Source organism: Vibrio jasicida 090810c, from assembly GCF_002887615.1.
GTDB classification, from domain to species: Bacteria; Pseudomonadota; Gammaproteobacteria; order Enterobacterales; family Vibrionaceae; genus Vibrio; species Vibrio jasicida.
The window spans coordinates 3537828-3550839 of the sequence record NZ_CP025792.1 but is presented as its reverse complement, the minus strand read 5'-3'; the positions used below and the strand labels follow the sequence as shown (position 1 = coordinate 3550839).

8 protein-coding genes are annotated in these 13012 nt (G+C 48.6%); 5 read left to right on the top strand and 3 right to left on the bottom strand.

What is annotated here, in order from left to right:
* Positions 1-50 precede the first annotated feature (50 nt).
* Positions 51-2183: an alpha-galactosidase gene (locus C1S73_RS16935; protein ID WP_038870572.1), complete on the bottom strand. Its 2133-nt coding sequence runs from the start codon at positions 2181-2183 to the stop codon at positions 51-53.
* 838 nt (positions 2184-3021) lie between these two features.
* Between C1S73_RS16935 and C1S73_RS16925 the strand changes: the two genes are divergently transcribed.
* From C1S73_RS16925 to C1S73_RS16915, 3 genes are all read left to right on the top strand, one after another.
* Entirely contained in the window at positions 3022-4263 is a 1242-nt protein-coding gene (locus tag C1S73_RS16925; protein WP_038870568.1) for a carbohydrate porin, read from the top strand.
* 69 nt (positions 4264-4332) lie between these two features.
* Positions 4333-5208, top strand: coding sequence for a MalM family protein (locus C1S73_RS16920; protein WP_038870566.1), 876 nt, complete (start codon positions 4333-4335; stop codon positions 5206-5208).
* A gap of 85 nt (positions 5209-5293) precedes the next feature.
* A complete protein-coding gene (locus C1S73_RS16915) occupies positions 5294-8386 on the top strand; it encodes a beta-galactosidase (RefSeq protein WP_038870564.1) in 3093 nt (1030 codons plus the stop codon).
* A gap of 96 nt (positions 8387-8482) precedes the next feature.
* Here the strand turns inward: C1S73_RS16915 and C1S73_RS16910 are convergent, their stop codons facing one another.
* Together C1S73_RS16910 and C1S73_RS16905 are read right to left on the bottom strand one after the other, a co-directional pair.
* A complete protein-coding gene (locus C1S73_RS16910; RefSeq protein WP_005438923.1) occupies positions 8483-9082 on the bottom strand; it encodes a response regulator transcription factor in 600 nt (199 codons plus the stop codon).
* Positions 9075-10967: a sensor histidine kinase gene (locus C1S73_RS16905; protein ID WP_038870562.1), complete on the bottom strand. Its 1893-nt coding sequence runs from the start codon at positions 10965-10967 to the stop codon at positions 9075-9077. The genes C1S73_RS16910 and C1S73_RS16905 overlap by 8 nt, the downstream gene beginning before the upstream one ends.
* 171 nt (positions 10968-11138) lie before the next feature.
* Between C1S73_RS16905 and dsrO the strand changes: the two genes are divergently transcribed.
* Positions 11139-11906: a sulfate reduction electron transfer complex DsrMKJOP subunit DsrO gene (gene dsrO / locus C1S73_RS16900; protein ID WP_038870560.1), complete on the top strand. Its 768-nt coding sequence runs from the start codon at positions 11139-11141 to the stop codon at positions 11904-11906.
* Complete coding sequence (gene nrfD, locus C1S73_RS16895; protein ID WP_038870558.1) at positions 11903-13000, top strand: NrfD/PsrC family molybdoenzyme membrane anchor subunit; 1098 nt, start codon at positions 11903-11905, stop codon at positions 12998-13000. Before dsrO ends, nrfD begins: the two co-directional genes overlap by 4 nt.
* Positions 13001-13012 lie beyond the last annotated feature (12 nt).

Below are 13012 nucleotides of genomic sequence, written 5' to 3'. Positions count from 1 at the left end.
TGTCTAAGATGAAATTGTCTAAATAGCTATGACTCTAAATAGGCAAGGTTCTAAATAGATATGGCTTGGTGAATACGTTCGAACTTCACCAACATGGCACTTTCCGCGTCAAGGATTGGCATGGTTAAGCCAACCTCTTCACACCATGCGCCAGATAGCTCACAACCCGATTCAGTCCAAGGCGGTTGATAATTCACTATGTCATCGTAGTTAGACGGCTTGTCCAACACTGTCACGCGATATGTCGCTTGTGGATCCAAGCCCGGTACACGCAAATGCCCACTTAAAGAGTTCGTTGGCATCGCGAGCTGAGCAATCATCACCACGGCTTCCGATTGATCGTTTGAGACAACCGCATGAATTTGATGTGCTTTATCGTCCGTTGGGATTCGCCAAGTTCTTCCGCTGTGTAGCAATGGGCGCAGCATCTTGTGCAGCTTGATGTAGCGCTCAAAGCCTTCTTTTTCCGCTTGTTCTTCTTTCACTGGGTCAAGCTCAATCCCCATATGACCGAACAGCGCTGTAAGCCCGCGGAACTCAATACTATGGCGGCGGCGCGTACTATGACAGTGGCTAGCACCAATATGGCTGCCCATCACTTCTGGCGGGAAGAAGTAGCTCATACCGCGTTGAATGGTTTGACGCTCAAGTGCGTCGTTATTGTCTGAAGTCCAGAAACGATGCGTGCGTTTCAGAACCTCAAAATCAATACGACCACCACCAGCTGCACAAGATTCAATCTCGACTTTCGGGTGCTTTTCACGAACTTTATCGACTAACTGATAGTAACGTTGGGTTTGATTGTGCGCCGCAGCCTGACCTAAATGCGCAGGCTGAACGACTTCGCGGTTCATATCCCACTTGATGTAAGCAATGTTGTAAGTCGAGAGGAAGTGATCCAATCGCTCAAACAAGAAGTTAAACGCATCATCGTTTTGCAGGTTAATCACGTATTGGTTGCGACCGGTTGGCTGATCGTAACCGTTTACAGCCAGTAACCAATCAGGATGAGTACGGAACAATTCGGAATCTTTGTTGATCATCTCTGGCTCAAACCACAAGCCAAATTCCATGCCCAATTTATTTACGTTTTCCACAATCGGGTGTAGGCCATTTGGGTACTTAGCTTCACACAGAAACCAATCCCCTAACCCTGCTTTATCACCGTTGCGTCCTTTGAACCAGCCATCATCAATGATAAAGCGTTCTACACCCATCTCTGCGGACTGAGTTGCCATCGACATGATGTATTCAGGATCGTGGTCAAAGTAAATGCCTTCCCACGTATTGAGGTGGATCGGGCGAGGTTTGTCCGTGAAATCACTCGGCAAAATCATTTCGCGTACATGAGAGTGGAAGTGATGGCTCATACCATTCAAACCACAATTACTGTGGCTCGCGTAAAGCCAAGGCGTCGTAATGCTCTCACCTTCTTTTAGCGCAACTTCACCAGGCAGGTAAATAACTTCAGCCTGCATGTAACGACGGCCATCAGCTTTCACATCTACACGTAATCTGTGGTTGCCACTCCATGCGAAATGGAAGCCCCACACATCGCCATTCATTTCATCAAAGTGAGTCGTACCAGCAACAAGCGCAGGATAGTGCTCATGAGAAGTACGTCCACGACGGTTTTCTTGTTGGTAGCCGCCTTGCAGCAATGGCTGGCGCACCGTTTGGAACTCATGAACCCAACGGCCGTAATAAGTCATCAATTCATTCGCACGAGCTGGCAAAGGCAACGTATTGGCAAGACGGTTCACATGATAAATACCCGCTTTTTTGTTGGTGAGCCTATGACGCGTTTTCACCACATCGTTGCTATCAAGCTTAAGCTCGGTTTGTAAACGAAGACCTGCGATCGCATCTTCGCTCTCAATCACAATACTGTCTTGCTGTTGTTCAATATGGGAGATGACAAACACTGGAGCCCAATCTTGACCATCGCGATGCCCTTCCACACCAGGGCTGCTGAAAACGCCACGACCAAGCTCTGGATGTAGAGTCATGGATACGTCGCTGTCCAAACGACCGTATGGCACGGGACGATGTAAAGCCATGCGGAAACCACTAAGGTCACCACTTACTTTTTGTCCCCAATGCAGAATCTCTGCATATTCGCCCAACTCTACAATCAATTGAGTTTGCTGACCGGTTAGCTCAATCAGTGTTTTGTCCGTCATCTTGTCTTACCTTGAAACTGGAAATTACGCTGCATCATAATGAAAAAAACAAAAGAATCTGTGAGCCACACCAAAATCATGGAAACGTTTACAGTTAATTTTTCAAACTTGTGCCATCGCCCGCTACACCTTATTCCTTCTTATATTACGCAGCGATCAGCTCCAAAAAACTCAGATTCTTTGGTTACTGAGTTCTTTAAAGCACTGCACGTAAATTCGAATACCAAACTGATTTATAAAGAATTTTTCGTTATTTAATTCATTACCTTACAACGACAAAATCATAAATAAGGTTACAGACCGCTCAGTTGAACTCATCACCTCTTGAAGTGGTTAACCGACAACCGTATTCTTGAGGCTTCGAGATTCTTTATGAAGTGTCTCTCTTGGGTCCTAACTCAAAATCCCAGTTTGACGATACCGCAAATGCTCGTGTGCAGTGCGCCCGCGAACCACTTGTTGTATATGCTTCCTTGTCTCACATGCCCAGTTGATTTCAATTGGGCTCTCTTTCCTCTTCTTCCTAACAGCTCCCTCTCCTTAGATAAAAACCAATTTAAATCAGCATCTTAAATAAAATAAACTTCCATCTTCCAACTCAAACACCATCCAGCCCAAGTAAACGATTCCAATTCACACGGTCATAAATCAATCTAAAATCGCACTTAAAACCTCAATTTAAGAGATCGCAATCACACAAAATAGTAATAAAGCCCTCATTACGACAAAAATGCCAACCCCATCATGAAAACGTTTCCAGAGTTTATTTACACTGCGCAGCGAGTTAGGACTCAAACCAATAAAAAATAAATCCATAAAAATAGAATGGAGACACTTCATGAAACAAAAGACGCTTGTAAGAGCGCTTGGGTTAACCCTCGCCCTAGCACCGCTTGCTGGTATGGCTGCAGTGGAGAACATCACTTACTTTGGCTACGCCAAGTGGGGCAACATTTACACCGATAACGATGAACACAATGGTGGCAAAGGCGAACGCAACGATGTGATTCGTGCTGGTCAAGGTTACGGTAACTACCGTTTGGGTAACGAACTGAACTGGTGGGAAGCGGGCCTCAAAGCCGACGTTTGGCAACAAGGCGACGCGTACTTTGATACCACACTTTACCTTGGTAGCGGCGAAAGCTGGGGCGACGTTAGCTTGATCCAAATGTGGTCGGCAGGTCATGGTCTGTTTGAAGGCCAAGCGGATGCGACTGTTTGGGCGGGCGAACGTTTTTACCGCCGTCATGAAGTGCACATGATCGACATTAAATACTGGGACACATCGAGCACAGGTATCGGTATTGAAAACTGGGATCTTGGTTTTGCTAAAGGTCACATCGCATGGATGGCGCCAAACTCTAGCGCAGATGGCCGCAGCTTACACAACATCGACGCACGTTTGAGCGGCATTGAACTGAGCGACAGTGCAGATCTTACGGTCGGTTTGAACTACGTGTTCACACAAAACTCTAGCTATGACGAAAGTGACATCACCACTTCTGGCACCATGCTTTCTGCACTTTACCGTCAAGCTTGGAACTATGGTTCAAACACATTCGCTTTCCAATACGGTACGGATGCGCTTGCGGGCGGTTTGATGAGTGCTGAAGGCGGCTCAAATCGTAAATACAACACAGGCGTTGAGCACGATGGTTACAGCTGGCGTATTTTCAACTCTGGCGATCTTAACGTAAATGAAGATTTCCAAGTGATGTACTCCATCGCTTACCAAGACAAAAACCTGGATAACAACGAAGGTGAGAAATGGTTCAGCGTGGGCGCTCGTCCTCAATACAGCTGGACAGAATACATGGCAACCGCACTTGAAGTTGGCTACGAATCAGTAGAAGCACAAAACGGCGCTGGCACCAACGATATGTACAAAGTAACGGTGGCGCAAATGTTCCAAGCAGGCAAAGGCGTTTGGGCTCGTCCATCACTGCGCTTGTTCGCGACCTACTCAGAGAAAACCGATGAGTGGAACCGTGGCGGCGAAGTCTACGGCCATGCTCGCAGCACTGGTGGACAAAACGTTGACGAAATCACCTTCGGCTTTAACGTCGAAACATGGTGGTAATCCAAACCCGCTACTATTTATGAACCCAACGGGGTGAGCAATACGCTCACCCCACAAAGGACAACGCAGATGAAACTAAAACCGCTAGCAACTCTATTCATGGCTCTGTCTCTTGGCGCGTGCAGTGGATTACCAGAGCAAACCTTTAATACCGATTTGAGCCAACTACAATGTTGCTCAACGTTAGATGCTTTGCCTCTGACCGCCCTATCGATTCCTTTCCACCAGCAGGTGGTTATGGATGCAAATCTGCCAAGTGTTAGCAGTGCGGTTTTACTTTCTTCAGATTCTGCTTCATCCAAACTGCTCCCTGTGATGAGCTATCAAATCACTTCTGACGCACCATTCTCGCTACTTGTTCGCTCTTATGTTGATAACAATGCGCTATTTGCTGCGAACGTTCTTATTTATGACGCGAAGTGGCAGCTTCTATCCGATTACTCGGCGAAAGACTTTAACTACCACACAACGGGCATGCGCGGCTTAGAGCGTGTTGAACAAGTGATCACGGTGAACCCACAACTTAAAGGCGCAAAATACGTGGTCATCGCTTCAGATTCGACACTGCTTGGCACCGAATTGACTCGTAAGCATCCAGAAGAAGTCTACGCAGAAACGCAAAACGTCATTGGCAGTAAACAGCTTCCGCTCACAGCGCAGTTCCAACCTTTTGGCGTTATTGATGTCACGGCGAGCGCCTCCGACAACAACGCAGTGTTAACGCTTTTGGCGGAATTGGGCACACAAACCAACGACACCGCAAAAGCAGAGTTAACTGCTGCCGCATCTCCTGAAGCACAAGATGAATGGACGTTGTACCAATCTCAAATCGATGCAGCGCTCAAAGACAACGACGTAAAACAAGCTGCGGCGATTGCCAACCAAGCAGCTGAGCAAGGCTTTACCCAAGCAAAAGATTATCTCGTGAAGCAATTAGCGAAATAACGCTTCAAGAACAAAGACACTCTCGCTGCGGACTCAAATTCCGTAGCGAAACAAGATTAGAAACAAAAAGTTAAGTAGGAAAACCATGAAGGCATTTTCAGAAATTCTCCAAAGACGCGACTGGGAAAACCCGCAATCAGTGAACATTCACTGTCTTAAGGCTCACAGCCCTCTTTCCAGTTTCCGCGATATTGACCATGCCCGCGACGGTATTCAAGCCCAGCGTCAATCGCTGAACGGACAATGGAAATTCAAACTGTTTGATGCGCCAGAGCAAGTTGACGGCGAGTTCATCGAGTCACAATTCAATGACAAAGACTGGGATGAGATTACTGTCCCTTCAAACTGGCAAATGCAAGGTTACGACAAACCTATTTACGCCAACGTGAAATACCCATTCGAAGTAAACCCACCGTTTGTACCAACTGATAATCCAACGGGTTGCTACCGCACTACCGTGTCACTTTCAGCAGAAGATTTAGCCAATACGCAGCGCATTATCTTTGATGGCGTGAACTCGGCTTTCCACCTTTGGTGTAACGGCACTTGGGTTGGCTACAGTCAAGATAGCCGCCTACCTTCTGAATTCGACCTAACACCTTACCTTGTGGCAGGTGACAACAGCCTAGCCGTCATGGTGATTCGTTGGAGTGATGGCAGCTACCTAGAAGACCAAGATATGTGGTGGCTAAGTGGTATCTTCCGCGACGTAACTTTGCTGTCTAAACCACAACACTGCATTGAAGATGTGTTCATCACACCGGATTTAGACGCGTGTTACCGCGATGGTTCACTGTCGGTTGTGACTTCGATTTCTGCGCCGGACACCTACCAAGTTCAAGTGCAGCTGTTTGATGGCGAACAAGCCGTGACAGAGCCAAGCATCGACCGTCCGCACAACCGTCGCATTGACGAACGTGGCACGTGGGATGACGTGGTATTCCAAACATTGCACGTACGCGAGCCAAAGAAATGGACGGCGGAAACACCGAACCTTTACCGCTTAGTCGTTTCATTGTTGGATGAAAATGGCGCGCACTTAGAAAGCGAAGCGTACCCTGTGGGCTTCCGTAAAGTCGAAATCACCGATGGGCAATTGAAGCTAAACGGTAAGCCTTTGTTGATCCGCGGCGTGAACCGTCACGAACATCACCCTGAGCTTGGTCATGTGATGACGGAAGAAGACATGATCCGCGATATCTGCTTGATGAAGCAATACAACTTCAATGCGGTACGTACGGCGCACTACCCGAACCACCCTCGTTGGTACGAACTGTGTGACCAATACGGCTTGTACGTGTGCGATGAGGCGAACATCGAAACTCATGGCATGCAGCCAATGAACCGCCTATCGAGCGATCCACAATGGGCGCACGCTTACATGAGCCGCTTCACCCAAATGGTGATGCGCGATAAGAACCACCCTTCGATTATCATCTGGTCTTTAGGTAACGAATCCGGTCACGGCAGCAACCACAATGCGATGTACGCTTGGTCTAAAAACTACGACCCGTCTCGCCCTGTGCAGTACGAAGGCGGCGGTTCAAACACCACAGCAACCGACATCATTGCGCCAATGTACGCGCGTGTGAACACGGTCATTGAAGACGAAGCCGTGCCTAAATGGGCAATCAAGAAATGGGTGTCGTTACCAAACGAAACTCGCCCTTTAATTTTGTGTGAATACGCACACGCGATGGGCAACAGTCTGGGTAGCTTTAATGATTACTGGGATGCGTTCCGCGATTACCCTCGCCTACAAGGCGGCTTTATTTGGGATTGGGTGGATCAAGGCTTGAGCCAATGGGATGAAAACGGCCAACACTTCTGGGCTTACGGCGGCGACTTTGGCGATGAAATCAATGACCGTCAGTTCTGCATCAACGGTTTGATCTTCCCAGATCGCACGGTTCATCCAACGTTGGAAGAAGCAAAATACTGCCAACGTATGATCACCGTATCACTGCAAGAACAAACCAAAGAAGCTTGCACACTGTTGGTGACTAACGAGAACTTATTCCGCGCGACCGATAATGAGCAATTGAAATGGTCTCTGTTGGAAAATGGCAAAGTGATTCAAACCGGTTCATTGGCGCTTAACGTAGAAGCGGATAGCCAAACAAGTATTGAGATTGCCCTTCATTTCACGCCAAAAGCGGAAGCGCAATATCACTTAAATACCGACATTACTCTGATTGCAGCAACACCTTGGGCTGAAGCTGAGCACCTAGTCGCTTCTGAGCAAATGTCACTACGCAATACAGCAGGCCTTGCTCTGCCAAGATTGGAAACGCAACCAGCGCCAATGCTAACGCAGCAAGACAACGCCATTTTGGTGTCTAGCTTGGATGAAAAACATCAATGGCGTTGGGATAGCCAAACTGGCTTGATGACCGATTGGCGTATCGATGGTGAAGCACAAATGCTCGCGGCACCACAAGATAACTTCTTCCGTGCACCACTGGATAACGACATCGGTGTGAGCGAAATCGACAACGTCGATCCAAACGCTTGGATGTGTCGTTGGGACATGGCGGGTATCGGGCAGTGGGAGCGCCAATGCGTCGCTTGCCACAGTGAAGCTCTGGCGCATGCAGTGAAAGTGACCTCGACGTTCGCTTACCACTTTAATGGTGAAGTACAGGCGGTCACGACTTGGACGCACACTCTGAGTAATAACGGTGAGATGATATTGGCTGTCGATGTGAAGCTGGCTGATGATTTACCACCAATGCCACGCATCGGTTTGGAATTTGAACTGCCGTTGAACGAGCAAAACGCGCAGATCACATGGCAAGGCTTAGGTCCATTTGAAAACTACCCTGACCGTTTGACAGCGGCGCGCTTCGGCCAGCACACCCAAACACTTGAGCAAATGCACACGCCATACATTTTCCCAACCGACAGCGGTCTGCGCTGTGGTACGCAATGGTTGAAGGTGAATGAGTTAGAAGTCTCGGGTGACTTCCAGTTCAGTGTGAGTCAGTACGCTCAGCAGCACTTAGCTGCAGCGAAACACACCAACGATTTGGTCGCAGAAGAGAAGATTTACGTGCGCCTAGACCATAAACACATGGGCGTTGGCGGTGATGACTCTTGGAGCCCAAGTGTGCACAAGGAATTCCAGTTAACGGACAATCAATACGCTTACAAAGTGACGTTTAAGCCTGCTCAGTAATCGATTGATACCCTGAACATAAAACACGTCAGTGTGGCTTAATCCCCAAGTTTCGGCTTGGGGATTTTTTATTTGAGCATAAGTTTTATGCCTGTCTTATTGAGCCAGTTTGCCGTAGATGTAAGCCAGCTCTGCCACGGTTTTCGCCGAGAACTTTTTCAACAGACTTGCGCGATGTACTTCCACCGTTCGCATCGCAATGCACAACTCATCGGCAATGCGAATATTGCGCTTGCCAGCGATGATCAAACGCAGAATGTCTTTCTCTCTTGGCGTCAGTGATTCGTACGCCGCTTTCGCCCCCGCAATATCCAAATTCGCCGCAGATTGAACTTGGCCTTTCAAAATCGCTTGTGCCAGCTCATCCCCTTTTACTGGCTTTTGGAAGAAATTCACCGCGCCAGCTTGCAGCGCATCCACCGCCATTGGCACATCGCCATGTCCGGTTAAGTAAATCACTGCCAGTGGACTTTTGGCTTCATTGAGGATTTGATGCACTTGTTGGCCTCGCAAATTAGGCATTCGGCTATCCAGAATTACACAACCCGCTTGATGGATATCCACGCCATCAAGAAATGCCTGCCCATCGGCAAACGTCGTCACAGAGAAGTCATGTTCTTCGAGCATAAACGCCAACGAATCTCGCACCGACTCATCATCGTCGACCACAAATACGGGCAGTTGCTTATCACTCATTCACTTCTCCTGTGTTTCTTTTTGTTTGCTCTTCTTCGTTGCGTTTTGTATTGGCTGTTTTCATGGTTTGATACGGCAAGGTTAATACCACCAAGCAACCATGTGGCTGAGTAGATTGGATGACGAATTCACCACCATGCATCTCCATCACATCACGACAGATCGCCAGGCCCAGCCCTAACCCTTCCTGTTTTGTACTCACAAAGGCGGCGGTTGGGTTCTCATGCTCCAAACCCGTACCGTTATCCAACACTCGAATCGACATACTTTGGGCTTGATAATCCGTGTGAAGCGCAATTTTGCCTTGATAACTATTAGGGTGATTTTCTGCGTACATCACACAAGCATCTATCGAGTTATTCATCACGTTCACCAACACTTGCTGTAGACCAACGGCATCAGCTTCGACCAATTGGGGTTGTCCTTCGCTGCTACGAACCACTTCAATGCCTTGCTTCTGCAAGCGGAAATTCAGCAGCTCAACCGTATCAGAAATCAACTGTTCCACATCGCACGCCGCCATGTCGACGCTGCGCTTTTTAATTAAGGTTCGCAGGCGACAAACGATCGCATCGGCGCGTTCTACTTGCGTCTGGATCTTTTCTAATACTGGCACGATATCTTCATGAGGGCGCTTCTTAGCTAATCGTAACAAACCACCTTCGCTGTAATTTCGGATCGCCGCTAAAGGTTGGTTAATCTCGTGCGCAAGACTGCTGCCTAATTCGCCCACAATAGCCACTCGTTGTGAGTGCTCTAGCATTTCGCTCTTCTCTTTTAAACGCAGTAAGGTTTTCTCTAGCGCTTGTTTACTCTTGCTGAAACGATATTCCAGCCAAAAGTGGTAAATGTTCAACACAATCACAAACAGAAACAACGCCCACGCCCATTCTTGATGGAAACGCAACCAGCGTAGCGCCTCTTTCCACCAAGGTTGCTGCAGTGGATGCAAGTCCATCGCTTGGTAGAGTTTATCTATCGACAACAAGCTGACTGGCGATGTCCAACCGGATGCTTTAGCAGCAATCGCAGCGGGATTATCGGCAGGCATCGCAAGCAAGGCTCGACTGATCTTCTTGGCTAATTGAGACGATCCACGCTCCGTTTTCGCAAAGGACCAATTTGGATATAGGGGCGTCGATACTGCACACTCAGTTTGAGGAAGTTTAAGCGGACTTAACACCCGCAGTTGCCCCTCTTCCAATAGCCCTTCACCTTCCATTTGCTCAACCAAACAAGCTGGAACCACGGCGGCTTCCACATTGTGATCACGCAGTTGGTAGAGGTTGGCATCAATTGGGAAACCCAAAAAGCGCACGTCCGAGAAGAAGTCATTCGGATCTAACCCTTTCTCTATCACTTGATAACGCAATGTGAGGTAACCACCAAAGGCTTTCTCTGACACCGCTGCGATCGGCAAACCGGACACATCATTGAGTGTGGAATACGGCGAATCAGAACGCACCACCAGCGCCGATCCAATGCCGTAATTGGAGTTTTCTGGCGCTTGGCTGGTCAACGTCGCTATCCAAGACAGCGCGTACTGACGCCCCAAGCGCACTGCTTGTCCGGGGTTAGTGAGAATGAAGTCCATGCTTTGGTTTTCGACTGCTTTGGTCATGCCATCGAGATCTAGCGGATGGAGAACAAACCGCACTTCAGGGATCTGCTGATTGAGCCAGTAAATCGTCGGTTGCCAACGCTGCTCCGCATATAAATGGCCACGTATGGTTAGCACACCCACATCGACTTGCGGTTTAGAGAAAGCGCTGGAATCTAATGTCTGCGTTGGTGCTGCATGTGCAAAAGAAGCCGTCAAGCAGCCGAGTATAAGACTGATAAAAACAATCCATAAGCGAATGAAGTTTAGCGATTTTTTCAGCATGAATTGTTTCTTAATCCTCGGTATTGGGAGCATCAGAATAACAGCAACATAGCGGAATCCACATTTGTTTTAGATCAACTTTGCTCTCGGTATGTGGAAATCCACTATATCGGCAAACGGCTGCAATTCTGACAATGAAAACAAGCTCTAATCAATCTTAGCAGGTGAGTTATGGATTCCACCAAACGCCGTTTTCTCAGTGCCGTTACCGCAGGCGCTGCGCTGATTCCGATCGCCGGAGTTGGCACAGCCACAGCAGGCACAGTGATCAGAAACAACAATGAACCCGACCGTAAAGGCCAAGTCGGTAAACGCTACGCCATGGTTGTCGACTTACGTAAATGTGTTGGCTGTCAGGCTTGTACTGTCGGTTGCAGCATCGAGAACCAAGCCCCGATTGGCCAGTTTCGAACCACAGTAAAACAGTATGAAGTCACCCTCGATGATGGCTCAACCGCGACGGAAGAAGTGAAGTCTTTCATGCTGCCGCGCTTGTGTAACCACTGTGATAACCCACCGTGTGTGGCTGTATGTCCAGTGCAAGCCACCTTCCAACGAGAAGACGGCATCGTGATGGTCGATAACAGTCGCTGCGTGGCGTGTGCTTACTGTGTTCAAGCCTGCCCTTACGATGCGCGCTTCATCAACGAAGAGACCCTAACTGCGGACAAATGTACTTTCTGCGCACATCGCCTTGAAGAAGGTTTGCTGCCGGCTTGTGTGGAAACGTGCGTCGGTGGTGCTCGCGTGATTGGTGACATCAACGATCCGAACAGCGAAGTTCGCCGCTTGATGACAGAGCACCAAGACGACATCAAGGTGCTAAAGCCAAACGAAGGTACCAAACCGCACGTGTTCTACATCGGCATGAATGAACGCTTCACTCAACACATTGAAGGTCAACCTGCGATTTACGATCCACAAGGAGAAAAAGCATGAACATAACCGAAGTGCTCGTACAGCCTCAGGCCATCGCTTGGCTTCCGTGGGCGGTGCAATATTTCTTCTACATCGGCTCAGCTTATGCGGCGGCTATTTTGTTCTTAATCGCGCTGTTGTTTGAATCTCACACTAGTCATCGTCTGCGCGCCGCCTTGGTGCTAACTCTGGCGATTGGCGCGATCGTTGGTCCGCTCGCGTTAACAGGCGATCTCCATCAACCGGGACGTGCTTGGCATTTCTACGCACACCTCACCCCTTGGTCTTGGATGTCATTAGGTTCGTTGTTCTTACCTCTGTTCTCTGGCTTGGCTGTGGCAACGGCATGGTTATATCTGCGTAATGATTTGATCAACCTAGAGAACCAACCGGGTAAGGTATTTCCGCTACTTGCGAAGCTCTCGCTAGGCCGTTGGAAAACCAGCCGTAAGCTAATGATGGCAGCATCGATTGTGACCGTCTTATCTGGCCTCACCATCGCGCTTTACACTGGCGCAGAGATTGCGATCGTGAAATCTCGTTCGTTGTGGCATCAACCTGCATCGCCTGTGCTTTGGTTTGTGACTGCGTTTATTGGCGCGGTCGGCTTTACCCTACTTATTTGGCTTTTGATTCCATCGAAGTCGGATCGCCTGACCTTCGGAGATACTCGTTTACTGCGCCAGACGACCGCAATTAGCGGCGCATTATCGCTGTTGTTGATTCCTATCTGGGCTTCGAACAATGCCAGTTCATCCCTTTACGCTTCTCCATTATGGGTACAGCACATCGCATTACTAACGTCTTTGCTGCTGGGTAGCGTGCTGCTTGCACTGTTTACGCTGCGCGATACCAATCGCCACTTCATTCGAGTGTTATTCATGTCTGGGATGGCACTGACCACAGCGTGGACTGTTCGTTGGATCACCATGATGGAAGTACAAACCATCGCTAAGTTTGATGTTGGCCCATATCCATATGACTTGCCGATTGGCAGTAATGGTCTGCTCGGCATCATCGGCATGTTTGGCCTGTGGATTGCGCTGGCATTACTTGGCTCCGAACTGATTCAACCAAAGCGTGAATCGGCACCTTCCCCCCTAACTCAACACTGATCTAAGAGGATT